This is a genomic window from Streptomyces solitudinis, from assembly GCF_036323765.1.
Lineage (GTDB): Bacteria > Actinomycetota > Actinomycetes > Streptomycetales > Streptomycetaceae > Streptomyces.
On the sequence record NZ_JAZDCW010000015.1, the window covers coordinates 14,412 to 39,418 of the forward strand.

Annotated in this window: 27 protein-coding genes and 1 pseudogene; 26 read left to right on the forward strand and 2 right to left on the reverse strand. The window is 70.2% G+C overall.

Annotated features, from left to right (window positions below):
* Positions 1–162 precede the first annotated feature (162 nt).
* From V1J52_RS25275 to V1J52_RS25305, 7 genes are all read left to right on the forward strand, one after another.
* Positions 163–675 (forward strand): hypothetical protein, encoded by a 513-nt coding sequence (locus tag V1J52_RS25275; RefSeq protein WP_330142288.1) that lies wholly within the window; start codon positions 163–165, stop codon positions 673–675.
* A gap of 3 nt (positions 676–678) precedes the next feature.
* Entirely contained in the window at positions 679–879 is a 201-nt protein-coding gene (locus tag V1J52_RS25280) for a hypothetical protein (RefSeq protein WP_330142289.1), read from the forward strand.
* A gap of 890 nt (positions 880–1,769) precedes the next feature.
* Complete coding sequence (locus V1J52_RS25285; protein WP_330142290.1) at positions 1,770–3,128, forward strand: hypothetical protein; 1,359 nt, start codon at positions 1,770–1,772, stop codon at positions 3,126–3,128.
* A gap of 89 nt (positions 3,129–3,217) precedes the next feature.
* Positions 3,218–3,646, forward strand: coding sequence for a hypothetical protein (locus tag V1J52_RS25290; protein ID WP_330142291.1), 429 nt, complete (start codon positions 3,218–3,220; stop codon positions 3,644–3,646).
* Between the two features lie 90 nt (positions 3,647–3,736).
* On the forward strand, positions 3,737–4,579 hold the full coding sequence (locus V1J52_RS25295; protein WP_330142292.1) for a hypothetical protein: 843 nt from the start codon (positions 3,737–3,739) through the stop codon (positions 4,577–4,579).
* A complete protein-coding gene (locus V1J52_RS25300) occupies positions 4,576–5,985 on the forward strand; it encodes an ATP-binding protein (protein ID WP_330142293.1) in 1,410 nt (469 codons plus the stop codon). Before V1J52_RS25295 ends, V1J52_RS25300 begins: the two co-directional genes overlap by 4 nt.
* 263 nt (positions 5,986–6,248) lie before the next feature.
* Positions 6,249–6,749 carry a hypothetical protein gene (locus V1J52_RS25305; RefSeq protein WP_330142294.1) on the forward strand — a complete coding sequence of 167 codons (501 nt, stop codon included), beginning with the start codon at positions 6,249–6,251 and terminating at the stop codon, positions 6,747–6,749.
* Positions 6,750–6,803: 54 nt separating this feature from the next.
* On the opposite strand, the gene V1J52_RS25310 is transcribed toward V1J52_RS25305, so the two are convergent.
* The gene (locus tag V1J52_RS25310; RefSeq protein WP_330142295.1) at positions 6,804–7,427 is read right to left on the reverse strand and encodes a DUF6000 family protein; all 624 of its coding nucleotides are present in this window, start codon (positions 7,425–7,427) and stop codon (positions 6,804–6,806) included.
* Between the two features lie 396 nt (positions 7,428–7,823).
* Here V1J52_RS25310 and V1J52_RS25315 point away from each other — a divergent pair, with 396 nt between their 5' ends.
* The 6 genes and pseudogenes from V1J52_RS25315 to V1J52_RS25340 all read left to right on the forward strand — a co-directional run bounded on the left by V1J52_RS25315 (position 7,824) and on the right by V1J52_RS25340 (position 10,192).
* Positions 7,824–8,297, forward strand: a complete 474-nt coding sequence (locus tag V1J52_RS25315) for a Pycsar system effector family protein (RefSeq protein ID WP_330142296.1) — start codon at positions 7,824–7,826, stop codon at positions 8,295–8,297.
* Positions 8,298–8,395: 98 nt separating this feature from the next.
* Positions 8,396–8,563: a pRL2-8 gene (locus V1J52_RS25320; protein WP_330142297.1), complete on the forward strand. Its 168-nt coding sequence runs from the start codon at positions 8,396–8,398 to the stop codon at positions 8,561–8,563.
* Positions 8,564–8,667: 104 nt separating this feature from the next.
* Positions 8,668–8,829 (forward strand): annotated as a pseudogene (locus V1J52_RS25325) (NUDIX hydrolase); the annotation flags it as partial.
* Positions 8,830–8,939: 110 nt separating this feature from the next.
* A complete protein-coding gene (gene kilB / locus V1J52_RS25330) occupies positions 8,940–9,467 on the forward strand; it encodes a plasmid transfer protein KilB (RefSeq protein WP_330142298.1) in 528 nt (175 codons plus the stop codon).
* Positions 9,464–9,805, forward strand: a complete 342-nt coding sequence (locus V1J52_RS25335; protein ID WP_330142299.1) for a hypothetical protein — start codon at positions 9,464–9,466, stop codon at positions 9,803–9,805. Before kilB ends, V1J52_RS25335 begins: the two co-directional genes overlap by 4 nt.
* Positions 9,806–9,994: 189 nt before the next feature.
* Entirely contained in the window at positions 9,995–10,192 is a 198-nt protein-coding gene (locus tag V1J52_RS25340) for a hypothetical protein (protein ID WP_330142300.1), read from the forward strand.
* Positions 10,193–10,216: 24 nt separating this feature from the next.
* On the opposite strand, the gene V1J52_RS25345 is transcribed toward V1J52_RS25340, so the two are convergent.
* Positions 10,217–11,224, reverse strand: coding sequence for a helix-turn-helix domain-containing protein (locus V1J52_RS25345; RefSeq protein WP_330142301.1), 1,008 nt, complete (start codon positions 11,222–11,224; stop codon positions 10,217–10,219).
* Positions 11,225–11,266: 42 nt separating this feature from the next.
* On the opposite strand from V1J52_RS25345, the gene V1J52_RS25350 reads away from it, so the two are divergent.
* The 13 genes from V1J52_RS25350 (at position 11,267) to V1J52_RS25410 (ending at position 24,991) form a co-directional block, all read left to right on the forward strand.
* Positions 11,267–11,593, forward strand: a complete 327-nt coding sequence (locus V1J52_RS25350) for a hypothetical protein (protein WP_330142302.1) — start codon at positions 11,267–11,269, stop codon at positions 11,591–11,593.
* A 105-nt stretch (positions 11,594–11,698) separates the two neighbouring features.
* Positions 11,699–12,367, forward strand: a complete 669-nt coding sequence (locus V1J52_RS25355; protein WP_330142303.1) for a hypothetical protein — start codon at positions 11,699–11,701, stop codon at positions 12,365–12,367.
* Positions 12,368–12,412: 45 nt separating this feature from the next.
* On the forward strand, positions 12,413–14,113 hold the full coding sequence (locus V1J52_RS25360) for a carbamoyltransferase family protein (RefSeq protein WP_330142304.1): 1,701 nt from the start codon (positions 12,413–12,415) through the stop codon (positions 14,111–14,113).
* Positions 14,110–14,922 (forward strand): class I SAM-dependent methyltransferase, encoded by an 813-nt coding sequence (locus V1J52_RS25365; protein WP_330142305.1) that lies wholly within the window; start codon positions 14,110–14,112, stop codon positions 14,920–14,922. The genes V1J52_RS25360 and V1J52_RS25365 overlap by 4 nt, the downstream gene beginning before the upstream one ends.
* The gene (locus V1J52_RS25370) at positions 14,919–16,001 is read left to right on the forward strand and encodes a 1-aminocyclopropane-1-carboxylate deaminase/D-cysteine desulfhydrase (protein WP_330142306.1); all 1,083 of its coding nucleotides are present in this window, start codon (positions 14,919–14,921) and stop codon (positions 15,999–16,001) included. The genes V1J52_RS25365 and V1J52_RS25370 overlap by 4 nt, the downstream gene beginning before the upstream one ends.
* 19 nt (positions 16,002–16,020) lie before the next feature.
* Entirely contained in the window at positions 16,021–17,028 is a 1,008-nt protein-coding gene (locus V1J52_RS25375) for a radical SAM protein (protein WP_330142307.1), read from the forward strand.
* 27 nt (positions 17,029–17,055) lie between these two features.
* Complete coding sequence (locus tag V1J52_RS25380; RefSeq protein WP_330142308.1) at positions 17,056–18,345, forward strand: aminoacyl--tRNA ligase-related protein; 1,290 nt, start codon at positions 17,056–17,058, stop codon at positions 18,343–18,345.
* Positions 18,346–18,402: 57 nt separating this feature from the next.
* Positions 18,403–19,719, forward strand: a complete 1,317-nt coding sequence (locus V1J52_RS25385; RefSeq protein ID WP_330142309.1) for a PLP-dependent aminotransferase family protein — start codon at positions 18,403–18,405, stop codon at positions 19,717–19,719.
* Positions 19,716–20,786, forward strand: a complete 1,071-nt coding sequence (locus V1J52_RS25390; RefSeq protein ID WP_330142310.1) for a hypothetical protein — start codon at positions 19,716–19,718, stop codon at positions 20,784–20,786. The genes V1J52_RS25385 and V1J52_RS25390 overlap by 4 nt, the downstream gene beginning before the upstream one ends.
* Before the next feature lie 45 nt (positions 20,787–20,831).
* Complete coding sequence (locus V1J52_RS25395; protein ID WP_330142311.1) at positions 20,832–22,340, forward strand: glycoside hydrolase family 3 protein; 1,509 nt, start codon at positions 20,832–20,834, stop codon at positions 22,338–22,340.
* On the forward strand, positions 22,337–23,392 hold the full coding sequence (locus V1J52_RS25400; protein WP_330142312.1) for an ABC transporter ATP-binding protein: 1,056 nt from the start codon (positions 22,337–22,339) through the stop codon (positions 23,390–23,392). The genes V1J52_RS25395 and V1J52_RS25400 overlap by 4 nt, the downstream gene beginning before the upstream one ends.
* Entirely contained in the window at positions 23,389–24,186 is a 798-nt protein-coding gene (locus V1J52_RS25405; protein ID WP_330142313.1) for an ABC transporter permease, read from the forward strand. The genes V1J52_RS25400 and V1J52_RS25405 overlap by 4 nt, the downstream gene beginning before the upstream one ends.
* Positions 24,179–24,991, forward strand: coding sequence for an ABC transporter permease (locus tag V1J52_RS25410; protein WP_330142314.1), 813 nt, complete (start codon positions 24,179–24,181; stop codon positions 24,989–24,991). The genes V1J52_RS25405 and V1J52_RS25410 overlap by 8 nt, the downstream gene beginning before the upstream one ends.
* The last annotated feature ends 16 nt before the right edge of the window (positions 24,992–25,007 follow it).

Below are 25,007 nucleotides of genomic sequence, written 5' to 3' on the forward strand. Positions count from 1 at the left end.
TGACGGCCACGGCCGGCAGGCCGCTCGCCCGCGCCCTGCCCCGAGCGGGGCGCGGCCGACCAGCCCGTACCGAGCACGATCTGGGCCCCGCACGCACGCCTCGGGGACACGGACCACGAACCCCTATTGCCCTGCCACCCCCGAGACCTGGAGGTCTTTCGCATGACCGAGAACGCACGGTGGACCTCGGACCACCTGATGAAGCCCGGCGGCACCGCCCTGTACGGCGCCCAGCAGCGCGAGCGGCTGCGGCAGATGGCCGACGAGGTGAGGGCGCTGCTCAACGAGTACCGGTCCGATCTGGAGAACATCCAGATCGAGGGTGACAAGCCCTTCGAGTCCCGGGTCCGGGCCTTTCTCGCGTCGCGCCCGCTGGCACAGCTCGAAAAGGACCTGCGGGACGCGGTAAATCACGCCGGAAAGCTCGACGCGGAATTCCAGCGGCGCTTTGTCGAGCTGCCGAAGAAGCGTGAGGCGAAGGCGGAGAGGAGGGAACTGGAGAAGGCCAGGAAGAAGGGCCTGGACACTGCCCGCGCGGTCAGCGCCGCCGGGCAGCTCAACGGCATCTCGCACGCCCTGACCGAGCCGACCGCCGACGGCAAGGCGATCGTGAAGAAGACCAGTGCGGGTGACGGTGACCAGGCATTTTTGGACTACCTGGAAAAGAGGGCCTGATACGTGCCTGCTCATCTTTCCGAGGGCCAGACGGCGCGCTGGAACAAGCGCCTGGCGGAGACCACGACGAACAAGGCGCGGGCGGCCGCGCTGTGGGACCTGGCCCGCCTCCTGGCCGGCACCGACGACAAGGCGTGGGCCGACCTGGTCCTGCTGCTCCAGGGCTGGACGACGGAGCAGCAGGGCCGCCGGCCCGGGGCGTAACGCTCCGCGCTCATCACCGCTCATCATCACCGCCTCACTCCGTGAATCCGGGGTCGCCACACGCGCGCCTGGACGCGCGCGTGAGGACCCCCGGTTCGCAACGCCGAGTGACTGATCGAAGGAGACGGCCGATGGCCGACGACGACGCCGGGGGGACCGTCCTCGGCTTCCCCGGCGCGCTGACGATCCCGGGACCGGTGGGCAGCGGCCCGCCGCCGCCCGGGGCCGCCGCCCCCGCCCTGCCCGCACTGCCCGCCCTGGCGCCCCCGCCCTCCCTGCTGGTGGCGGGTGATTCCGACGTCGGCGGCGGAAGTACGACGACGACCGCGAACGCGGACCCTGGAATGCCGGACAGTCCAGAGGGGCCGAAAATGGCCGCCATGTCGGCGGTGATGATGGCCGGTATTACCGTCGCCGCCATGCGCGGTGCCTGGAATACCGCCGCTTATCTGAAAGCCCGCCACAAACATCACCGGGCACTCGCAGATCAGCAGCGGGCGGCGGCCGATAAAGCCGCGATCGGTTTGGAGACGGCCCGCCAGAAAGGCCGCTTGCAGTCCGGTCCGGAATTCGGGCGCAGCACCCGCACGGCGGGCGGAGGAAGCAGCCGGACAAACTCCGGAAAGGATTCTGCGCCCAGCGCGTTCCGCTCCTCCGGCTCCTCCAAGCCGCCCGAGGGCCCCGGAGGCAGGACGCCCGGCAAGGCGCCTGGCGGCGGCTCTGGCGGCCGTACAGGCACGCTGGGCACTGGCGGGCGCGGAGGCGGCGGCCAAGGCCGCAGGGGCGCCCTGGAGTCCTCCGGGACAAAGGGCGGCGGAAAGCCGGGAACCGGGAGCGGAAAGACCCCGGCAACCGGCACGAAGAACGGCTCCGGCGGCCTGTCCGGATCCGTGCGCGACCGCGCCGCGGACCGGGTCCGCAACGGCCCCAGGCCCAAGAGCCCGACGCCGACGAACACGCGCACGCCGGGAATCCGGGACGCCGCCCGCCACCGCGCCGCCGACCGCATCCGCAACGGCCCCAAGCCGAAGACCCCGACGTCCGGCACGGACGGCAAGGGCAAGAACAGCAAGCCCGACCGCGGCCCCCGCATCCGGGACGCCGCGCGGGCCCGGACCGCCGACCGCATCACCACCGGCTCCTGGACGCCGACCGGCCGCACCAAGGGCTCGAGATCGTCGGCGACACCGACGGCGATCCGCGGAGCGCTGCGGCACCGGGCCGTCGGCCGGCTCCTCAACGGCAAGAAGCGCAAGGACGATCCGGCGACGCCGACCGGCCCGAAGGCCGACCCCACGAAGAAGCCCAAGCCCGGCACCGGCTCGGGCGGCACGGCGAGCACCCCGAAGGTGAACCTGACCAAGAAGCCCGGCTCGGGCGGCGGGGCCGGCCCCGGTGGCACGGCTCCGAAGGTGAACCTCCGCAAGAAGGTCAGGCTGACGAAGCCGCGCAAGCCCGGGACGGGCCCGGCCGGTGGCACCGGCACGACCGGACCGAAGCCAACCGGGCCGGCCAGCACGGGCCCGAAGCCGAAGAGCGACAAGCGCCGATCCCGCCGCGGCCGGTGGGAGCGGGCGAGCGCCCGCCGCTCCGGACGCTCCACTCCCGGACCGTCCAGCTCCACCGGCCCCGGCCCCGGCCCCACGCCAGGCCCGGGGCCGGGGCCGGGCGGAGGTTTCGGCCCGCCCCCGGGCTGGGGCTACGCGGAGGGAACGACGATCACCGTCGAACAGGTCGGCGGCGAGGGCTGGACCGCCCGCCGCAAGGAGAACGGCCGCGCGGCCCGCGTTCCCGCCGGGGCCCTTCCCGCATCACGAAAAGGAGGATCACCCGTGACCGTGCCCGTCCCGACGAAGGCACCGAGCACCCAGTACGCCGACTCCGACCTGACGATCTACGACGTCATCGACTCCGACGCCGACATGGCCGAGGAGATCACCGCCGGGGCGGACGACGCCCGGCAGGCAGCTGAGGGCTGCGAGTCGCTCATCACCCGGCTGGAGGCCCTGCACGCCAAGGTGATCGAGCTCAAGGTCCCCGGCGTCCTGGAGGGCTGGGTGCTGCTCCTGCTGGAGAAGGCGATGAACGTCAAGGCCCGCGCGGAAGCCGTCGCGGACAAGATCCCCGCCGCCTCCGAGGCCATCGCCCAGGCCGGACACAACACCGCTGAACGGCACAAGCAGCCGGCCGACGTCACCCGCGACCACGGCCACGCCGCACCTGCCAAGCGCGACTACCACAACGAGTAGTCCTGATGAGCTCCCCGGCCGCGCTCACCACTCGGCCGACCTGACCGCCCCACACTCCAGCCCTCTCACACTCACCGGGAGAACCCCTCGTGTCCGACCTCGTCCCCCGCACCGCCGGCGTCCTGGCCAAGACCGGCCAGGTGATCGCCGATGGCGTGCGCTACGGCGTCGTCATCACCCAGCTCACGGCCGCCAGCGTCACCATGCGCGGCCTGTCCGAACAGGTCCGCGCCACCTACACGTACGTGGAGGATTGCGCGGCCTCCGTGGACCGCCTCGCCGACCAGGCCGCCTCCATGAACGTCGACAAGGACACCGTCGGCGAACACCGCGACGCGGCGACGGTGATGCGCTCGGTCCTGGAGGAAGCCGAAGCCATGGCGACCGAGTGTGAGGAGATGTCCACGCTCTTCCACGAGACGGCCGAGGCGCACATCGCCGACTACGGCGCCGTGGCCGACGCGGTGAACAACATGCCCGTCGAGATGGCCGACCGCGAGTTCTACAGCAACCGCTGACCCACCCCCTGCCCGCACCGCACGAAGGGCGGCGAACCCCCACGACGGGCTCGCCGCCCTTCCCCATGCCCCTCGAAGGAGAGCTCACCGATGATCCGCCTCGGACCCCTGCGCGGCCGCTTCGCCCTGGCCCGCAACGCCTTCGGCCGCGCCGCCACCGTGGCCGGCACCGGCGCGCTCGCCACCGGGACCTTCACCCACGACTTCTACGGCCCCTGCGTCCTGGCCGCCCTCGGCTGCTCCGCGTGGGGCGCCCTGTGGTCGGCGACACTGCCCCGCAACGCCGCGGGCACCACCGCCATGGGCCTGTACCTGGCCCCGTCGGTGTCCATGGCCGTGCTGCTCACCGCGCAGCGGATCGTGCCCGGCATCGACTGGTACTGGCAGCTGCTCGCGGACGCCGGCTGGAGCGCCGCGGTGCTGTACGTGCGCCCGGCCCGCATGGCGCGCGTCCTGGTCGGCCGCGAGAAGTCGCTGACCCCGCAGGCCATCGAGCAGACCCAGGAGCTCCTGGCCCAGGAGACCGCTCCTGCCGGGCCGCAGCACCCGATGGCCGCGTTCTGGGCGCAGCACGTCGCCTTCGAGGGCGGCGCCGCCCCGAACACCGTGCTGGAGCAGATCGAGCGGACCGGTGAGGAGTCGATGACCGCCGTCATCCGCTCCACCCTTCCCGGCAAGCCCGTCCCGAAGATCGACCTGCTGGAGCTGTCCGCGGCCATCAACTGGCCCGAGGACGACATCGCCATCACCCCCGTGCCCAAGCAGGGCGCCGGGGTGCGGCGCCTCACCGTCGGCCAGGCCCCCGAAGAGGCCCTGGACCCCTACACGGCCTGGGAGAAGCTCATCGCCCCCAAGGGCATGCCCGGCACGGTCATCACCGCGATCCGCACCGTCGACCTCCCCGTCGAGGAGACCAAGGAGCTCCCCGCATGAGCAAGATCTACGAGCTGACCGTGGAAGCGGTGGAGGCCGGCGACATCATCACCTACCACCCGATGAAGCTCGCCAACGCGCTGCGCATCAAGGACGTCAACCGGCTCGCGGTCGAGACCAGCGTCATGGGCGACAAGGCCCTGGTCACCATCTACCCGCACGACCCGCTCGCCCGCGTCATCCTCGCCGACCCGCAGATACTGGTCATGGACGAAAGCGGCCGGGTGTGGATCGGCCGCTACCACAACGGCCGGCCCTCCCTGCTGCGCCTGTACGACCCCAAGTCCGGTTCCGCGCAGCGCCTGCTGCTGTTCGGCACCACCGGCGCGGGCAAGTCCACCGCCGGGCAGATCATCCTCGCCGCGATGAAACGCTCGGGGATCGCCGTGCTGTACGCCGACCTCAAGGGCGGCCAGTCCGCACCCGAGGCGTACGGGCAGACCGGGCCCGGCGCGGACGGCAACGTCGCCTGGCGGGTCACCACGCAGGAGGGCACGATGGCGCAGCTGCGCACGACGTGGCTGACCATGATGGACCGCCAGGAGCGCTACGCCCGCCTGGGACGCTCCAAGTTCCTGCGCGACCGGCCCGACCCGCTGATCTACCAGATCGTGGACGAGGCCAACAGGCTGCTGGAGAAGGGCGCCCCGTACCGGGACGAAGCCACCTTCTACATCAAGGACATCGGCCGCACCGGCCGCTCCCTCGGGGTCGGCATCGGACTGTTCGCACAGGCCGGCCACCTCGAGGAGATGGGCGGCAGCGACACCCTGCGGGCGATGCTCAAGGAAGGCGAGGTCATCCTGCTGCGCTGGACCAGCTCGATGATGAAGCAGCTGGTGACCGACGGGCTGCTGCCCGCCGGGCAGGTCCTCGCCCCCATCCCGAAGTACGCGGGCGAAGTCGACCTTGTCTCGCAGTTCGACGAGGAACACACCGACGACGACCGGCCCGGCACCCAGGGCACCGCGTACAACGTCAACGGCCGCTACCCGACGTCCAAGATGCGGTTCTGGAACATCGGCTCCGAGATGCCCACCGAGGGCCTGGACCCGATGGTCCTGGACCTCTACGGCCCCGGCGCACCGGCGGAAATCGAGCAGCCCGCCTGGGACCTCATCGGGGACGCCTACTGCCAGCGCCTGGACGGCATGGACGCGTACCGGGCCGTCTTCCCCGAGCCCGAGGACGGCGGAGGCGACGGGGGCAGGAAGGCCACCTCCCCGGTCCCGGCCTCGCCGCCCAAGCCCCGCGCCCGCACGCTGCGCGACCGCATCCAGGCCGTCCTGGACGCGCACGACGACCCGCTGGACGCGCTCCAGATCCTGGAGCTGGTCAACGCCGACGGCGGCCGCGAGGTCAAGCTCGGCAGCGTCCGCAACACCCTGACCGCGATCAGGAACTGACCCACACCCCACACCCCTCGCCCTTCCGGCCGGGCCGGGCCTCATGCCCCGCCCGGCCGCCGGCCTGCGCGAAGGAGCTCACCGCTGTGGCGCTGACGGCCTCCACGAGCAGTCCGGCCCGCGGGCCGGACTCCGGCTCCGGCAGTACGCGACGCTCGCCGAACCCGAGGCCGCCGCCCACCGGCAGCAACCCGCCCCGCTCCCCCACCCTCCCGCCACCACGGCAGACAGGGCGCACTCGTACCCGAACGGAGAACAGCACGATGGACTTGAACCCCGCCACCGGCCGCCCGATGTCCGACTCCGAGGCCGCCGCCGAAGCCCGGCGGATCATCGAGACCGAACTCCGGCCCGAGCAGCCGGTCCGCCAGTTCCCGACATCGTTCCGCGACGACTCCACCGTGCCCGCCTACGGCGGCACCCCGCCCGTCCATCAGGACGACCGCCGGATCGTGCCCGCCTGGGCGGCCGGGATCGCGGTCGCCTCCGTCGGCGTCGGCGCCGGAGTCACCGGCATCGGCTGCGGCGCCTGGCTGGTCCTGCAGGGCCTCGCCTCGGTCAGCCTCGCCGGGGTCCTCATGGTCACCCTGCCGTTCGCCGGCCTCGCCATGGCCGCCACCGCGATCGGCGGCGCGATCAGCCGCGCCCGCTCCGCCACCACCAAGAACATCTACGAGGGCCCGGTCACCCACCACACCGAGATCCACAACAACAGCAGCACACACGGCATGTTCTTCGCCCGCACCCGCAACGACGTCCGCTGACCCGGGCACCCTGCGTCGTACTCGATCCGCGGTCCCTGGCCAGGAATACAGCACTCAGAGAACTCGGGGCTCGGCGCATTCGTCGACGAACGCGCAAAGCCGACGAATGAGACTCAAGAAGGAGGAAGTGGGGCCCAGGTGGGCCTGCATGTGAGGCGCATCCTGGAGCCACTGCTGCCACAGACCGCCCGGGCCCAGGAAACGGACGGCTTGATCACCTCGAAGATTGAGGTCGACGAACTGTAGAGCGCTCATGACGATGGCCTGGTCGTATCCGAGGTCAGGGCGACGGAGATAGCGATCAAGGTAGGCGGCGAACAGATCAGCGTCGCGCGCCGTTCCGAAGCTCGCCAGAGCCACGCAATAGGCCAGCCCCACGCAGCAGACTTCGCTGGCCAGCAGGAGTTCCCCGAGACGCTCACGGAACTCGGTCCGGCGGGAGACAGCTACGAGCCAAGCCGCAGTTCTCCGTTCGCGCCAGCCGCCATCAAGAAGCGTGGCGATTTCATCTGCGGTGATGAGTCCCGCGTCCTCACGGAGATCTCGCATGAATCGGTCGGACTCAGGACTTTGCATGCGCAGCAAGCCGCCACCGAGCTTCAGGTAGCGCCGCTCGGGCGTGACATAGCGGCGAACCAGGGCCAGTAGCTCGGCATCGTCCTCAGGATGGCGTATCACACGGCCGATCTTGCCTTGCCTGTGCGAAACGAGGCTAGGCCATTCCTTGTGCTCCTTGTCCGAGGAAGGTGGCGACCCACACGGCTCGCCAGATCCCGCGCTTTGAGGCTATGCGGCGACTCGGTACCGGAATACGACGCCTCCGGAACAAGTGCTCTGCGCCAGTACCGCTGCGCACCCAGGGCTGCTGCGACCCCTGCGCCAGGAACTACGAACCCAGCCCCGACACGTACTTCGCTTTCACCACCCCGGTATCCCACCGCCTGGCCGCCTGACGCCCAGCAGCTCAGGACAGGGCGCGCTCGCTTCGCCGTCCAGCCCTTCGACCGGCCCCGAACCCCGCCCCGGGGCGAGCCGCACGCGGCCCGCCCCGGGGCACGACAAGGAGCGCACCACATGACCTCCACGACCCCCGCTCCCAGCACCGACAAGAATTTGGACGCCGCCTGCGCCTCGGTCACCAGCGAGATCGCCCGCACGGACAGCAAGGCGTCCCTACTGCTCGCCTTCAACGGCGTCGTCCTCGCCGGTCTGGCCAACCTCGCCGGCAAGAACCTGCCCCTGGTCACGAAGTCCGCCGGTGGCCTGGCCGTCCTCGCCCTCGCCACCGCGGCCGTCCTGCTCCTCCTGGTCGTCCGCCCCTGCCTCACCGCGCCCGGCGGCCGCCCCGCGCCGGGCACCTTCCCGCACTGGGCGCACCTGGAGGAGACCGAACTCCAGGAGGCGATGGGCCAGGACCACCGCCTAACCCGGGTGAAGGCCCTGTCGATCCTCGCCGTCCGTAAGTTCCGGCGCCTGGCCCTCGCGGTCGACCTCACCCTGACCGCCCTGGCCCTGCTCGCCCTGGCCGCCGCCGGCACCGCGCTGTGACACCTCCAGCCCGCCGCACGAAGCCGCCGACCTGAACACCCCTCACGCCGGGCAACGCCTCCGGGCTGCCCGCGCCCTTCACCCGCAGGAGACCTGAGATGGCGAACACCAAAGCGTCGAGCCCGCCTAGGGGGCAGTGCCGGCAGTGCTGGTACCACGCCTACGCCAGCCGCGAGGCCCACGCCGGGCTCGGTCCGCGCGAGGACTGCCCGCAGTGCGTGGACCACATGAAACACGGCCACCCCGACCACATGATCGCCCGCTAACCATCCGCAGCTGACGGACCTCCGTGCCGCCCCGACCCCGAACCACCACCGGGGCCGGGGCGGTCGCGGTGTTCCTTCAACCGCCGCAATCACGAGGAGACGTCATGACCGAGAGCGAGTCAATCCGCTACACCGCCGACGTGGTGGCCCTGACGCCCGACGGCACCGTCCTGCTGATCGAGCGCGGCTCGCCGCCGCACCAGGGAGTCCGGGCCCTGCCCGGCGGCCACGTCGACCCCGGCGAGACCAGCCTCGCGGCCGCAGCCGCCTGACGCACCAGCCCAAGACACCACAGCGCCGCGCCCCGGCTTCCGGCCGGCGGGGCGCGGCGCTTCCTCGCTCTCCCCCCTTCACCAGCACTCCGAGGAGCCCCTGCGTGTCAGCCACCCTCATCACCGCCGGCCTCGCCGTCGTCGCCACCCTGCTGGGCGCGATCGTGTCCGGCCACTTCCAGGAACGCGCCGCAGAACGCTCGGTGCGCGTCAACCACGGCGAGACGATCCGCCGCGACCGCCTGGAAACCGTCACCGCGCTGGCCTGCGCCGCCAGCGACCACTGCACCGCGATGTGGAAGCGCGGCGAGGCCATCCTCCAGAACGCCAGCCCCGAGCGGATCGAGGCCCTGCGCAGCGAAAGCCACATGACCCGCAGCGCCGTCACCCGCCCCCTGGTCGCGCTGCGCGTCCTCATCGAGGACCAGGCCGTACGCACTGCCGCCGACCGCATGATCACGCTGACCTACGCGATCCGAGACGCCTACGCCACCACCGAGGAACTGACCGCCGCCCGCGAGGCCGCGAAGAACGCACACGACACCTTCGTCAACACCGCCGCCCGCTACCTGAGCCCGGCCTTCTCAACAGCACGGACCCAGCACACCCCCGACCAGGAGCCCACCCGATGAAGCGACCCATCTTCCGCCGCTGCTCCCCCACCCCCAGCACCCTCACCCCCGAGGACCAGGCCACCGTCGACGCATTCCGCGCCATGCTCGCCGCCGTCCGCGCCCCCCAGCCCTGGACACCCGGCTGCGGTCAGGACGTCGCCGTGCGGGTCGGCCCATTCATCGAGCGAGCCCATCCCCGGCCCGGCGACGACCACGGCACCGAGATGATCGCCATCTCCCTGGTCCACCCAGACACCGGCACCGCCGCGGCCTACGGTGAGGAAGTCTTCCAAACCCTCCAGGGACAACCGCTCGATGACCCGACCAGGGCTCTTGCAGGACCACTCCGACCTTGAAGGAGTCCTGGGGCTCTCGTTGGTGCTGTTGGCCATGAGGGGTCATGGCCCCAAGTGTCCGCTCTCAGACGCTGACAAGCACTGCCGCGCTGGAAAGTATGGAGTCACCGACAGGCAGTCGCGGCAGCCGGTCCGGCTGTCGGCGATGTCCCACCTGTGTCGTTCGCGTGAGTGGAGTGGCAACTCGTGATGAGCAGAATCTCTCTGACTTGTGCTGTGGCGCTGTTCGCGATGGCCGTACCGGTCGTCTCCGGCGTGGCGGCCGGTGCCGTCGAAACGTCCGCGGTGTCGCGTCCTGCGGAGGCGCGGTCGGCGCAGCTCGCCGGTACGGACGCCGCGACGGACAAGGGGCACCAGGATTCGTCTGATGACCTCGGCTGGCAGTAGCGAGCCGGGGGGCGGCGGTGCCCGTCAGTCGCGCATCGGCAGCCAGCCGCGGCGGACCGCTTTGACGCCGGCATCGAAACGGCCCCGGGCTCCGAGGCGGTCCTGTAGCGAGGTGGTGATGCGGCGGGCGGTACGGGGGGAGACCCCCAGCCGCTTGGCGATGCTCTCCACGGTGTGGCCCTCGGCGAGGAGTTTCAGCGCCGCCGCGTCCTGCGGGGCGAGATCGGCGTCCTTCGCGCTCGGGGGAGCCCCGCCGACCACGCGGGCCCGTTCCCAGACCGATTCGAAGAGCGCGTGGAGCGCTTGAACCGTGGGGGACTCGGAGAAGACGACCGCTCCGCGTCCGCTGTCGTGGCCGTCGACGGGGAGCATGGCCAGACGGCGGTCGGTGATGATCATCCGGGTGGGCAGTAAAGGCGCTGTCCGCACCTCGGCACCCGACCGTATGAGAGATCGCACGTGGTCAAGGGTGGGCGCGTCGCTGCGGATGCTCTCCAAGTAGATCGTCCGCAGGCGGACGCCGCGCTGGAGCAACGCCAGGTTGAGGGGCCGGGACGCGTCCATGTTGTCCTGCGTCTGTGCCCCGTCCGGGGCGAAGGTCAGCACTTCGTCCTGAACCTCGGTGGCGAGCTGGGACAGCCATTCACGTATCCGGTCGATGCCGACGAGGAGTTCCACACCGAGCTGCTGGGGATCGGCCATCGCCTCGGACGCCTCGGCGATGAGCTGTGTCGCGGCGGCCCGTGACAGGGCGAGGCGGTGCTGATGTGCTTCGAGCTCGGCCTTCTGCCGTTCGAGAAGGATCTTCATCGCCACTTCGGGGTTCACCGGCCGCTGACGTCCGGAGAGCTCGTAGGACTGACGCACCAGAGCCAGTGAGCTGAGCTGATGCAGGGCGTTTCCCACGTCCTTCGTCGACAGCCCGAGACGGTGGGCCAAGGCGGCCACGCCCTCACCTGGATGGGTGAGCATCTCCCGATATACCAATTCGCACGTGGCGTCCACGCCCAGCGGTTCGAGCAGATTTCCCATCTGACAGATCATGCCAGTGCGTCCCCGGAAAGGTCTAGGCCAATGAGTACGGGTGCCCATGTCGACGCGCGCGCCGGCCGTGTATCCATGCGGCTGACCCACCTCACCCTCGCCCTGGAAGGGGAACGGGATCGCTTTCTCGGGTCCTTCGCCGATGCGATCCGGTCGGCCTCGCTTTCCCATGGGCTCATCGAGCATGTGACCGTGCACGACCGGGGTCCCGAGGCATTGCCCGTGATCGGCGTGTTCACCCTGCACTCCTCGGGCCGTGAGGCCGAGGAGGACCTCGCAGTGCTCTGCCGACTCCTGACCCGCCGGGACACGCGATTCGGGGCCGGTCAACTCGCCGATGTCCGATGCGTCCTGTGATTTCCGGGACGCCAAGCGCGCGAGCGCCGTCCATCGAGTGCAAATTTGGAGAAATCAGTGGATACGCCTAGCCATATTTATGACGTTTCGGACTGGCTGGACGGCGTGCTCCCCTCAGGAGAGGGGCACGGGGAGCACGCCGCCCGGACCGTCGTCCAGCAACTGGCCACGAGCAATGGGCTGATCGGTGTGGTCAAGACGCTGCTGGACAGTCCCGAGGCCTTGCGGTCCTCCGCCCGGCGCTCACACGCCCATGACAACGGCTTCGACAAGATCACGCTGGCGTCCTCCGCGTCGGGCTGGCGGCTGCGGCTCAACATCTGGTGGCCCGACCGGGGCGTGCACACCGAGAACATCCACAACCACCGGTGGGACTTCGCCTCGTTCATGCTCGCCGGATCCTGTCTGGCGGACTACTTCCAGCCGGCCTCCGACGGCACCCCGATGTACGGCTACGAGTACGCCAAGGGCGTCAACTCCTCGTATCACCACCGCTTCCTAGGCAGGCGTCAGGTCTCCCTGGCGGTGAGCGGGACGATTCGGCGCGGAGACAGCTATCTGCTGACGCGCTCGCTCATGCACCGCATCGTCACCGACCGCCGCGACCTTGTCGCGACCCTGATGCTCCACTCACCGCAGCGCAGCGAGACCGCGATCACTTTGACCGACTCGCCCCTCTTCGACGAGCAGCCATCCGCCGCGCCGAGCCTCTACACCGACGTGGCGCTGCAGCGCCGTCTGAGTACCTTCCTGGAATGCCACGCACCCTTCTGACCAGCTGCTATGCCGTACAGGCGATGGATACGGAGAGGTTTCCTCATGCTCATCATGGGAATCAACAGCTACTTCGAGCACCCTTCGGTGGCGCTGATCGAGGACGGTGAAGTCCTCTTCGCGGCCGAGGACGAACGCTTCACCGGCATCAAGCACGGCCGCCGCTACACCCCGTTTAGCAGCTACCTCCCGGTGAACGCCATGCACAAGGGGCTGGCCTACATCGGGCGCACCGCAGCCGACCTGGACGAGATCGCGTACTCCTACCATCGCTGGGACCACCTGAAGAGCCTGGCTGGCTGCCTGACCGGCAGCCGGCTGTCCTCGCTACGGGACGAACTCAGTGCCTTCGCGACCCTCGCCAACCTCCCCCACGCGCTGCGTAGCGGGTACGAGATACCGCACCGGCTGCGCGACCGCCTCCGCCCGGAGGACCTGCGCAGGGTTCCGGTCCGTGAGTGGCGCCACCACCTTAGCCACGCGGCCTCCGCGTACTACTGCTCGGGCTGGGACAACGCCCTGGTCGTCGTCGCCGACGGCGCGGGGGAGAAGGCGTGCACCACGGTGTACGAGGGCCGGGGCAAGGAGCTGCGGAAGATCACCGAGGAGGTGCTGCCGAACTCCCTCGGGCACTTCTACTCCTTCGTCACCGAACACCTCGGGTTCGAGCCCTTCGGGGACGAGTTCAAGGTCATGGGTCTCGCCGCCTACGGCGAGCCGCGCTACAAGGACGTCTTCGACTCTATCGTCCGGCTCGGCCCGCAGGGGCGCTACACCGCCGACCTGCGCGCGCTGCAGTCCCTAACCGCCGCCCTGGGCGAACGCCGGCTGCCGCACCAGAAGATCGAACAGATTCACATGGACATCGCCCGGTCGGCCCAGGCGCGCCTTGAGGAGACCCTGGTCCACCTGGTGTCGCACCACGCGCGGGCCACCGGGCTCCGGCGGCTCAGTCTCGCCGGGGGGACCTTCCTCAACTGCGTGGCCAACGGCCGACTGGCCGGGCTCGGGCTTTTCGACGAGATCTTCGTCCAGCCCGCCGCCAGCGACGCGGGAACCGCGCTCGGCGCGGCGGCCCTCAGCGCGATCCGGCGCGGCGGCGATGCCCAGCTGCGCTACGAGTCGTTCGCCCTCGGCACCCGCCACGACGAGCGGAGCATCGCCGAGGCGATCGACCAGTCCGGAGCGGAGTCCGAGGTCCTGGTGGAGAAGGACATGGTCGAGCGGCTGGCACGCCGGCTTGCCGACGGCGACATCTGCGCCGTGTTCCGCGGCAGGATGGAGTTCGGCCCCCGCGCCCTGGGGATGCGGAGCCTCCTGGCCAGCCCGCTCGACCCCACAATGCGCAAGCGGCTGAACGTGGTGAAGGGGCGCGAGCAGTTCCGCCCGGTCGCCCCGCTCGTCGCCGACGAGGCCTTCGACCGGTACTTCGACGGGCACCGCGACCCGTACATGCTGTTTACGACCAAGGTTAGGCCGGAGGCCCGGGACCTGATCCCGTCCGCGGTCCACGCGGACGACACCGCACGCGTCCAGAGCGTCCCCCAGGACCACGATCCCTTCCTGCACGCCGTCCTCACCGAGTTCGGGCGCATCACCGGACACCCCGTGCTCATCAACACCTCGTTCAACGTGCGGGGTAGGCCCATCATCGAGAGCCCGCAGGAAGCCCTCGGCTGCTTCTTCTCCTCCGGCATCGAAGCGATGGTCATGGAGAACCGGTTCATCGAGCGGAGGAACCGATGACCGGGACCGCGCCCGAGGAGCCTCTCGACGTCAACCGTCGGACCTGGGACCTGCTCACATCGGTCCATGTCGGCTCGGACTTCTACAGCACCGAAGCGGTCAAGGCCGGCCGCTGCTCGCTCAAACCGGTCGAGCTCACGCTCGCCGGCGACGTCCGGGGGCTGCGGCTGCTGCACCTCCAGTGCCATTTCGGGCTCGACACCCTCTCCTGGGCCCGTCGTGGTGCGGAGGTCACTGGGGTCGACTTCTCGCCGGCCGCCATCGCCGTCGCCCGCGCGGCGGCGGCCGAGACCGGCATCGGCGCACGCTTCGAGACCGCGGACGTCCAGGACCTGCCGCGGCCCGACGAACCCTACGACCTGGCCGTCACGACGTACGGGGTGTTGTGCTGGATCTCCGATCTGGTGGCCTGGTCCCAGGGCATAGCGCGTTCGCTGAAGGAGGGCGGCCGTCTGGTGGTGGTCGATTTCCACCCGATCCTGGAGTACGTCCACCCCGGGAAGATGACGGGGGCCGAGGGCTATTTCGGCGCGCCGGCCGCGAAGGGGGTGTGGAACCGGGGCACGTACGCCGATCAGAGCGCGGACATCGAGTACCGGGAGTTCCGCTGGCAGCACACGCTGGCCGATATCGCCACGGCCCTACTCGGAGCCGGACTCACCCTCACCACTCTGCGTGAACACCCCTACAGCTCCTACCAGTTGTTCGAAGAGCTGACCGAAGAGCGCGACGGGATGTGGCACACGGCCACCGGGTCTTCCCTCTACCCCTTCATGTTCTCCCTCGTGGCCGAGCGGACCGGCCGTTGAGCGCCGACCGGCTGGCCGGGCTGCTGCCCGGAGCTGCGATCCCCGTACCCGTACCGGGCGGACGGCTGCCCACACCGCTCGACGAGCGACGCGACCTGGGGGAGGAGCTGGGCGCTCCCGTATGGCTGAAGCGCGAGGACCTGTTCGACGATCTCGGCTCCGGCCACAAGGCGCGGAAACTCGCCTACGTGGCCGCGGACGCCGTCGGCCGCGGCGCCGACGTCCTCGTCACCGGGGGCAGTCTGCCTTCCGGGCAGTGCGTGGCCGTGGCCGCGGAAGCCCGTCGCCTGGGCATCGAATGCCATGTGGTCTACTGCGGCGACGAGCAGAACAAACCGGCTCGGCCCCAGGGCAGTTACCTGATCACGCTGCTCCTGGGGCCACGCGTCTCCTGGCACGAGCGGACCCCGTGGACACGGATCGAGAAGCTGCTGGGCGCCGCGGCCCACCAGGAGCGGCAGCGGGGACGCCAGCCCCAGGTGATCCCGCCTGGCCTCAACGCCTGGCCCGGCATCCTCGGCAGCATCGATCTGGGGGTCGAACTCGCCGGGCAGCTCGCCGCGACACCCGAGGGCGCGGACGACGTCCAGGTGGTCGCCGCGGCCGGCTCCGGCACCACATGTCTGGGCCTGAGCATCGCCGCCCGGCTGCTCGGCCTGCGCTGGACCGTGCACGGCATGTGCATCGGCGGATCCGCCGACACCGTGCGGCACGAGGTGGCGCGGCTGCGCGAGGAGGCGGCCGGACTGCTCGGCGACGCCACCGTGCGCGGCGCGGACGTCACCGTGCACGGCGCCTCGCTCGGCGCGGGATACGACCGGCCTACCGACGCCGAACTGGAAACCATGCGCGGCGCCCTGCGCCGACACCAGCTGCTGCTCGACCCCAACTACATGGTCAAGGCCTACGGCGGGATGCGCAACGCCCTGAGGACGGGCGCGCTCTCGCGCGAGGTACGGACCGTACTCGTCCACACCGGCGGCGGGCTGGGCATCCACGGCGACAGCCCGGTCCTTCAGGACTGGTACGCCAGGAGTTTCGCGGAGTTCCTGGCCCCGCGCCCTTCGCCGCACTCGTAACCCACGAAGGAGACCTCATATGTCCACGGAAACGCTGACGGAATTCCCCGCGGCGAAGGCGGTCAGTCTGTCGAAGCTGATGCTGTGGATGAACAGCGGATGCAACGCCCGGTGCCGCATGTGCGACATCTGGCGCGAGAAGCCCGGCACCACCCTGACGGTGGAGGAGATCCGCTCCTGGGCCCCCGAATGGCGGGAGGCCGGCATCACCACCGTCGTCATGTGCGGTGAATCGCTCATGCACCCGGACGTGTGGCCGGTCGTCGCCGCCATCAAGGAGGAGCGGATCCGCGTCGAACTGCTCAGCAACGGGCTGCTGCTGCACCGGCACGCGGAGAACGTCGGGAAGCACTGCGATGTCCTGCGGGTCTCGCTGGACGGACCCGAACCTGTGCACGAGCGGATGCGGAACGTCTCCAACGCGTACGAGCGGCTGCGCCGCGGGATAGCGGCCCTCCACGAGCGCTACCCGGACTACCCCGTCCACGCCCGGTGCGCCGTGCACAAGCAGAACTTCCGGCATCTGGCCGCGACGGTGGAGACGGCCAAGGAGCTGGGCGTCCACGGAATCACGTTCTCCGGCACGGACATGCACAACGAGGAGGCGTTCCGCCGCTTCGAGACGATCGACCAGAGGTACATCGAGAGCCTCATGATCGGCCCAGAGGAGCTTCCGGTCCTGGAGGAGGAGGTGGAGCAGCTGATCGTGACCCGTGCGGAGGACTTCGCCTCGGGTTTCATCGGCGACGCGCCGGACCGGCTCCGGGACATCCTCGTCACCTACTACCGGAGCCTCAACGGAATCGGCCGCCGCTCCATCCGCTGCAACGCCCCGTGGACCTCCGCGATCCTCGAGTACGACGGCACCTTGCGCCCCTGTTTCCCCATGCCGGCCTACGGAAACCGCAATGACCATGCCTCGCTGCTGGAGGCGGTCAACTCGCCCGGGGCGACGGAGTTCCGCCGCACCCTGGACGTCACCACGAACGAGGCGTGCCTGCGCTGTGTCGACCAGTCGGTCAACTGACCGCACCAACGCGGAGAACGGGGCGTCATGCTCGATACCAGGCTGCTGCTCGAGGAACCGGACCGGGTGGCCGGACTCCTCGCGACACGGGGCGTCGACTCGGCGGAGGTGCACGCCACCGCCGAAGCGCTCCGGCTCGCCCGTGAGACGGCGAAGCTGCTCGACACGGCGCGGGAACGCGCCAACCGGCAGGCCCGCGACCATGCGCGGGCCGCGCGCGGCACGGAGCCCTCCAAAGACGGGGCGCCCCCGCCCTCGCACTCCGACCTGCGCGCCGTGCGGGCCCGGGTCACCGAGCTGGAGGACCAGCACAGGTCCGCCCGGTGGGAGGCGCGGGCCCGAACCCTGGCGCTGCCCAATCTGCCGGAGGAGAAAGCCCCCCGGGGCACCCGCGACACCGACAGCACCCTCGTCGGCGAATCGTGTCCGCCCGACCGCGGCCACGCCCCGCCGGCGCACTGGGTCACCGCCGAGGCGGACGGCTGGTCGGACGTGGCCCGGTCGTTGAAGCTGAGCGGCCACGGCTTCTCCGTACTGCGGGGCGACGGCGCGCGGCTGCTGCGGGCCCTCGTCGCGTTCGGACTCGATCTCCACCGGGGCACCTACGAGGAGCTCGTCCTTCCGCAACTGGTCCGGGGCGAGGCGATGGTCGGCTCCGGGCACCTGCCGGAGTTCGCGGACGGGGTGTACCGCGTCGAGGACGAGGACCTCTACGCGGTGCCCACCGCCGAGGTCCCCGTGACCGCCCTGCACCGCGACGAGCTGCTGTCTCCGGAGGAGTTGCCGCTGCTCTACATGATGCACAGCACGTGCTTCCGGCGGGCCGCGGGTGCCTCGGGCAGAAGCTCCCGGGGGATGCAGCGGCTCCATGAGTACCACCAGGTGGAGCTGGCCCGGATCGTCTCCCCGGCCGACTCCCACGAGCACTTCCAAATGCTCCTCGCCGACGCGCAGCGCGCGCTCGTCGCGCTGGAGCTTCCCTACCGCGTCTTGGATGTCTGCACCGGCCGGCTTCCCTTCGCCGCCGCGCTCGCGCGACGACTGGACGTCTACTCAGCCGGCACCCGGCGCTGGCTCCCCGTCTCCACCGTCAGCCTCTTCACGGACTTTCAGGCACGCCGCAGCGGCATCAGGGTCGGCACACCGCGAGGCAAGACCTTCCCCCACACGCTCAACGCCTCTGCACTCGCGGCCTCCCGGCTCTGGGGCGTTCTGATCGAGAACGGCGTGCGCGACGACGGCCGGGTCGTCCTCCCCGGGGCGCTGTGGGCCGCCATGGACACCAATGTCCTGCGGCCGCGCCCCGGCTGCAGCTGATCCCCCCCCGCGACAGACCCCCCAGCAGAAAGGCCAGTTACCGTGCCGAACGGATCGATGTCGGCTCTGCTCCACCGCCTGGGCAGCCACGAGGCGCGTGCCCGGCGGTCGCTCAACTTCACCCCGAGCGAGAACATGCTGTCCCCGCTGGCGCGGGTGCCCCTCGTGACCGACTCCTACTCCCGCTACTTCTTCAACCACCAGGAGCTGTTCGGGGAGTGGATGTTTTTCGGTGGGCTGGAGGCCGGGCTGATCGAGCCGGAGATCCTGCGCCCCCTGCTCCAGGAGATGACCGGTGCCCGGTACGTCGACGTGCGCCCCATCTCGGGGCTCAACTGCATGACGATCGCCATGGCGGGTCTCTGCCCGAGCGGCGGCACCATGTTCACCGTCCCGGAGTCCGGCGGCGGACACATGAGCACCACGTACGTGGCCGCCCGTCTCGGCATCACGACCGTGCCGCTCCCCATGCGCGACACCCACGGTCTCGACCTCGAAGCGCTGGAGCGCGACCTCGCCCGCCACCGCCCCGACCTCATTTACCTCGACCAGTCCACCCAGCTCTTCCCGATCGACCCCCGCCCGGTCCGCGCGCTGATCGACGCCACCTCGCCAGAGACCGTCCTGCACGTCGATTCCAGCCACACCAACGGCCTCATCCTCACCGGGGCGATGACGAACCCGTTGACGGCCGGCGCGCACACCTTCGGCGGCTCCACCCACAAGACGCTGCCCGGCCCGCACAAGGGATTCCTCGCCACGAACGACGAGCGGCTGCGCGACCGCATCGACGCGATCGCGTACCACTACGTCAGCCACCATCACCTCGGCGCGGTGATCTCCCTTGCGATCACCCTGCTGGAACTGCGGGACTGCGGCGGGGAGGTGTACGGGGCGAGCATCTTGGAGAACGCCCGCCGGTTCGCCGAACACCTCAGCGCACAGGGGATTCCGGTCGCCGCACCGGATCAGGGGTTCACCCGGTGCCACCAGGTGTGGGCGCAGACGGTCGACGGCGTGGACGCGGGGAGTGTCGCCCAGCGGATGCACGACAGCGGCATCCTGGTGAACCGGCTCGGCGGACTGCCCGGACTGGAGGGTCCGGCGTTCCGGCTGTCCCTGGCGGAAATGACACGGTTGGGCGCCACGGGCGACGACATGAAGGAACTGGCCTCGCTCTTCGCGTCCTTCCTCTCCGGCGATCCCGTCCCCGACCACCACGACCGCGTCCAGGACCTGCGCAAGCGGCTGCTGGGCCCCGCCTACTGCTATGGCTACGAGGACCTGGTGGAGATGGGGGCGCCGCCCGGCCTGCTGGACCTGTTCTCCGCCGTCAGCCGGTCCGTCACCCACGAAGGCGAGCCGCTGCGATGAGCAAGCCGAAGGCCACCCTCTCAGTGACGATCATGAGCCACCCGGACCGTCGCGACGCCGCGCGTGCCCTGTCGCGGGCGCTGGGCGACGTGCCCGTGCTGGTCGACCAGGAGAAGCGCGGTCCGCTCCACAACGCGGTACGGGCCTGGCGATCGGCCGACCCCTCGGCCACCCACCACCTCGTGCTCCAGGACGACATCCGCCCCGTTCCAGGGCTCATCGAGGAGTTCGAGCGGGCCGCGGGCCGCCACCCCGGCACCGTCCTCGCCGGGTACGCGAACTGGAACGCGGAGAACGGCGCCGCGGTGCGGCTCGGCGCGGTCTCCGGAGCCTCCTGGGTGGAGCCCGTCCACGACTTCTACTTCCCGATGCTCGCCACCGCGATCCCGGTCGCCCACCTGGACGACTACGCCGCGTACGCGAGTCGCTACATCGGCATGATGCGCCACGACGACTTTCCGCTGGCGCGGTTCATCCGGGAGCGGGAGATCCCGGCGCTCATCTCCGCGCCCTCACTGGTCGAACACGGGGACGACCACAGCGTTGCCGGCAACACCTACTACATCCCGCTGCGTTCAGCCTGCTTTCTTGACGGCGACACCACTCCCGCCCTCGATCACGACGCGGTGGTACGGGACTTCGCGCTGTGCCCGTTCACCGGGGAGGGGCATACGGACTTCCTGGCGCGGGTGTCCGTCGGCGGGCGGGACCGGTGGATCAGGTCGCACTGGACGGACCACGCCGAACGGCTGGGGCTGGACGCGGACGAGGTCAGGGCCCGCTTCGGCAAGGCACTGCGGTCGAGCTCCGTGTTCACCACACTGTGCGAGGACACGCACGAGGAGTTCCTTTACAACGTGTGGCTGACCTCCTTCCTTCTGGGCCGCGTCGTGCGGGCGAACGGCGGCACCGGCGCCCCGGACCTGTCGCCCGTGGCCCTCGCCGCCCTGCGCACCGTTGCCATCGGCTCACTGCGCAACGTCTTCGTGCCCGTCGGAGTCGTTCAGGACCATGTCGACCCCCTGCACGCCCTGGCGATCGACGGCCATACCGAGGGGCTGCGGTGACCTCCCCCTGTCGTGAGACCCGTCGACCAGCGAAGTGAGAAGACCATGAACGCAACAAGCATGACGCACCAGGAGAACCGGACGGTCGCGGAGCTCGCCCTGCGGACGCTGCTGCCGGGATTCGCCGGACTCTCCGTCCCCCCGGAGGCCAAGGGCGCCCTGAACGAGGGGCTGCGCGGCTACGCGCTCTTCGGCAACAACATCAGGGACCGGGACCAGCTCGGCGAGCTGATCGCGGACCTCCGCGGCGCCCGTTCGAACGCCTTTATCGGGCTCGACGAGGAGGGCGGTGACATCACCAGACTCCACTACACGACCGGGGCGACCACGCCCGGGAACGCTGCCCTGGGCGCGGTGGACGACACTGAGCTGACGCGAGACGTCTACCGGGGGATCGGCGCCGAACTGCGTGACATCGGCGTCGACGTGGACTTCGCCCCGGTCGCCGACGTGAACACGCACAGCGCCAACTCCATCATCGGGACCCGGTCGTTCGGAAGCGATCCGGAACGCGTCGCCCGGCACGTGGCCGCTGCGGTGACCGGTCTCCAGGACATGGGCGTGGCCGCCTGCGTGAAGCACTTCCCCGGTCACGGCGCCACCACCCAGGACTCGCACCACACCCTGCCCACGGTGGACGAATCCCTGGACGTCCTGCGACAGCGCGAGTTCGGTCCCTTCCGCGCCGCCGTCGCGGCCGGGACCCGGATGGCCATGACCGGTCACATCCGTATGCCCGCACTCACCGGCGCCCAGCCCGCCACATTCTCCGACGCGGCCGTCACCGCGCTGTTGCGCCGGGAGATGGGTTTCGGCGGTGTTGTCGTCACCGACGCCGTGGACATGCGCGCCGTCGGCACGGCCGGACCGGGCGAGGCCGTGGTGCGCGCCCTGGCGGCCGGGTGCGACCTCGTCTGTCTCGGCGCCGGCCAGCCCGGACCCGGCGCCCTGCGCTCCCTGATCGACGACTGCACCGGCGCCGTGGTCGCCGCGGTCGCCGCCGGGACGCTGACCCGGGAGCGCCTGGAGGAGGCGAACCGCCACGGGGACGCGCTCCAGGACTGGCTGAGGACACCCTGGGGGATCGCGCCCCCGGTGCGGAGGGGAGCCGGCCGCGAGGCCGCGCGGCGGGCGCTGCGCACCGTCGGCCGGACCGGACCCCTCGACGCGCCGCTGGTCGTCCAGCTCGACTCCGAGGCCAATCTCGCGGCGGGACGGGTGCCGTGGGCCCTGGCCCCGTACCTGGCCGAGGTACTTCCTGCGTGCGAGATCCTGCACGTGAGCGACGCCAGTGCCGGGGACTTCCCCAGGGAACGGGCGGACGGACGGGACGTCGTCTTCGTCTCCCGGGACACCCACCGCTTCCCGGCCGTGCAGCGCCTGATCCAGGACCTGGCCGCCCGGACGGACGTCATGCTGGTCGAGATGGGCTGGTCCGGCGGTGAGGACATCCGAGGGCTCAGCGGTCGTATCCACACTTTCGGCGCCGCCCGCGTGACCGCACAGGCCGTGGCCCGGCTGCTCGCCGACGGAGTACGGGAGGACGCGCGATGACGCTCCCCGGGACGACGGCCCGGCAGACCCCGGTCGGCACCGCGGACGAGCCGCCGGTCATCGAGGTGCGGGACCTGGTGAAGGAGTTCCGCAGGCCGGTGGTGGACCAAGGCCGGTTCGGTGCCCTGCGCCAGCTCCTGGCGGGGCGGCACGAGCTCGTCCGCGCCGTGGACGGGATCACCTTCTCCGTTCCCCGGGGCCAGGTGATCGGCTATCTCGGGCCCAACGGGGCGGGGAAGAGCACCACCATCAAGATGCTCACCGGAGTCCTCGAACCCACCTCCGGCACCGTCCGGGTGAACGGGGTCGCCCCCAGCCGCAACCGCAAACAGAACGCCCTGCGGGTGGGCGCCGTCTTCGGACAGCGCAGTCAGCTCTGGTGGGACCTGCCCCTCGTCGAGTCGATGCGGCTTCTCGCGGCGCTCTACCGGATCGAACCTGGCCGGTACCGCGACAACCTGGCCCGCGTCGACCGGGTCTTGGGGCTGCGCGACTTCCTCGACACCCCGGTGCGCCAGCTCAGCCTCGGTCAGCGGATGCGCGGCGACCTGGCGGCCGCGGTGCTGCACGACCCGGCCGTCCTCTACCTCGACGAACCCACCATCGGTCTGGACGTCCACACGAAGGACCGGGTCTGCGACTTCATCGCTGACATCAGCTCCCGCCGGGGCACCACAATCGTGCTGACCACCCACGACCTCGCCGATGTCGAACGGCTCTGCCACCGGGTGGTGCTCATCGACCGCGGAACCGTCGTGTTTGACGGGACAGTGGACGCGCTCAAGGACAGCTACCTCCCGGAACGCACCCTCACGGTCCGGTACGAATCCGGCCCCCGCGCCCCCTTCGCCGCCGGCTGGCGCCTGGCCGGGGGAACCGTCGTCCGGTGTACGCCGAACGAGGCCGTGGTGCGGATGCCGCCTGAGGGCTCGGTCCCGGCCGTGCTTGCCGCGCTGGAGGAGCACTGCCGCGTGGTCGACCTCTCCATCGCCGGCATCAACCTGGAGACGGTGGTCAAGCAGCTCTACCCGGCGAGCGGGGCAGGCGGATGACTGTGCTCACCGCGACGTGCGGGGCCATCGTCACCAGACGGGTCAAGGAGTCGATGGTCTACCGTTCCAACTCCCTGATCCTGGCTGTCGGCGCCCTGGTGCATATCATGCTCATCAACGCCGTATGGACCGCCGCCTACGGTGCGGGCGGCGGGCCCGACATGCCCCTCGACAGGCTCCTGCTGTATGTGACGCTGGCGGGCGTCCACGCCTGGCTATTCACCGGGCCCATCCTCCAGTTTATGCAGCGCCGGGTCAGCCAGGGCCACCATCTGTTCGACCTTCTGCGGCCGGTGAGCTTTCTACCGCAGATGGCGGCCCATCAGATCGGTTTCGTCGCCGGTGTGCTGCTGTTCATGGTTCCGGCGCTTCCGGTGGCGTTCCTCGTCGGATCGCTCGCCCCGCCTGCCAGCATGGCGGCTGGGCTCGCTTACGTGGTGAGCCTGGCCCTGGGGCTCCTTGTCCACACGTTGCTCTCCCTCCTGGTGGGCATGAGCGTGTTTTGGATGATGCAGGTCGACAGCGCGAACCTGCTCTTCCGCGTCATCAGCCAGTTCTTCTCCGGAGCTTTCGCCCCGCTCTCGCTCCTTCCCGGCTGGCTGGCGGCGATCACGCAGTTCCTCCCCTTCCAGGCGACAACTTACGTACCGGTGGCCATCTACATCGGCGAGGTCACGGGCGCGGGCGTGCTCCGGCAGCTCACACTCCAGGCGGCCTGGGTGGCGGTGTTGGCGCTGGCGCTCCGGTTCACCTGGTCCCGCGCGGTACGAAAGGTGGTGGTGCAGGGTGGTTGAGGAGCTCGTTCGGTCGGCGCGAATCGCGTGGACGCTCGAACGCGCGGCGGTACGGGCGCAGGTGCAGTACCGCGCCAACTTCCTCTCGATGATCGTGCTCGGGATCGTCTACCAGGGCAGCGGCTTCGCGTTCGTCCTCGTCGTCATGCACAACGTGGACCTGATCGCCGGATGGCCCCTCGGGGACATCGCGTTCCTCTACGGATTGCGCATGCTCGCCCATGCCCTGTGGATCGTTCCGCTGAGCCATCTATGGATGCTGGACCAGATGGCGAGGGAGGCGGAGTTTGACCGGTACCTCCTGCGCCCCTTGAGTCCGTTCGTCCAGTTCGTCACCAGCAAGTTCCAGATGAACGCCCTCGGCGACGCCTGCGTGGCGGTCCTGATCTTGGGCTACTCCCTCACACTCGTCGACGCCGACTTCGACCTGTGGACGCTTCTCCTCCTCGGTGCGGCCGTCATCGGCGGGGCACTCATCGAAGGGTCCATCCAGGTGGCCGCCGCCGCGTTCGCCATACGCACCCTGAACACGATGTCGCTGCGCATGCTCGCCGACCTGGTGTTCAGCGTCGCCGGCAGCTACCCGATGATTATCTTCCCAAAGCTCATGCGGGTGACGCTGACCGTGCTGCCGGTGTCGTTCGTCGCCTACTTTCCCGCAGCCCTGGCGCTGGGCAGGCAGGACGAGCTCTTCGTGCCCCTCTGGGTCGCGCATCTCACGCTCCCCGTCGGGGTGGTGCTGTTCCTCGCGGCGGGCGCGGTCTGGCGGTCCCAGTTGCGGCACTACCAGAGCGCGGGGAACTGACGGGGGTGCCGTGCGG

Bases quoted from the DNA above. Each gene is read 5' to 3' on its own strand.
- V1J52_RS25275 (WP_330142288.1), top strand. From the start codon at position 163: ATGACCGAGAACGCACGGTGGACCTCGGACCACCTGATGAAGCCCGGC.
- V1J52_RS25295 (WP_330142292.1), top strand. From the start codon at position 3,737: ATGATCCGCCTCGGACCCCTGCGCGGCCGCTTCGCCCTGGCCCGCAAC.
- V1J52_RS25300 (WP_330142293.1), top strand. From the start codon at position 4,576: ATGAGCAAGATCTACGAGCTGACCGTGGAAGCGGTGGAGGCCGGCGAC.
- V1J52_RS25305 (WP_330142294.1), top strand. From the start codon at position 6,249: ATGGACTTGAACCCCGCCACCGGCCGCCCGATGTCCGACTCCGAGGCC.
- V1J52_RS25315 (WP_330142296.1), top strand. From the start codon at position 7,824: ATGACCTCCACGACCCCCGCTCCCAGCACCGACAAGAATTTGGACGCC.
- V1J52_RS25320 (WP_330142297.1), top strand. From the start codon at position 8,396: ATGGCGAACACCAAAGCGTCGAGCCCGCCTAGGGGGCAGTGCCGGCAG.
- V1J52_RS25335 (WP_330142299.1), top strand. From the start codon at position 9,464: ATGAAGCGACCCATCTTCCGCCGCTGCTCCCCCACCCCCAGCACCCTC.
- V1J52_RS25340 (WP_330142300.1), top strand. From the start codon at position 9,995: ATGAGCAGAATCTCTCTGACTTGTGCTGTGGCGCTGTTCGCGATGGCC.
- V1J52_RS25345 (WP_330142301.1), bottom strand. From the start codon at position 11,224: ATGGGAAATCTGCTCGAACCGCTGGGCGTGGACGCCACGTGCGAATTG.
- V1J52_RS25350 (WP_330142302.1), top strand. From the start codon at position 11,267: ATGAGTACGGGTGCCCATGTCGACGCGCGCGCCGGCCGTGTATCCATG.
- V1J52_RS25360 (WP_330142304.1), top strand. From the start codon at position 12,413: ATGCTCATCATGGGAATCAACAGCTACTTCGAGCACCCTTCGGTGGCG.
- V1J52_RS25365 (WP_330142305.1), top strand. From the start codon at position 14,110: ATGACCGGGACCGCGCCCGAGGAGCCTCTCGACGTCAACCGTCGGACC.
- V1J52_RS25375 (WP_330142307.1), top strand. From the start codon at position 16,021: ATGTCCACGGAAACGCTGACGGAATTCCCCGCGGCGAAGGCGGTCAGT.
- V1J52_RS25380 (WP_330142308.1), top strand. From the start codon at position 17,056: ATGCTCGATACCAGGCTGCTGCTCGAGGAACCGGACCGGGTGGCCGGA.
- V1J52_RS25385 (WP_330142309.1), top strand. From the start codon at position 18,403: ATGTCGGCTCTGCTCCACCGCCTGGGCAGCCACGAGGCGCGTGCCCGG.
- V1J52_RS25390 (WP_330142310.1), top strand. From the start codon at position 19,716: ATGAGCAAGCCGAAGGCCACCCTCTCAGTGACGATCATGAGCCACCCG.
- V1J52_RS25395 (WP_330142311.1), top strand. From the start codon at position 20,832: ATGAACGCAACAAGCATGACGCACCAGGAGAACCGGACGGTCGCGGAG.
- V1J52_RS25400 (WP_330142312.1), top strand. From the start codon at position 22,337: ATGACGCTCCCCGGGACGACGGCCCGGCAGACCCCGGTCGGCACCGCG.
- V1J52_RS25405 (WP_330142313.1), top strand. From the start codon at position 23,389: ATGACTGTGCTCACCGCGACGTGCGGGGCCATCGTCACCAGACGGGTC.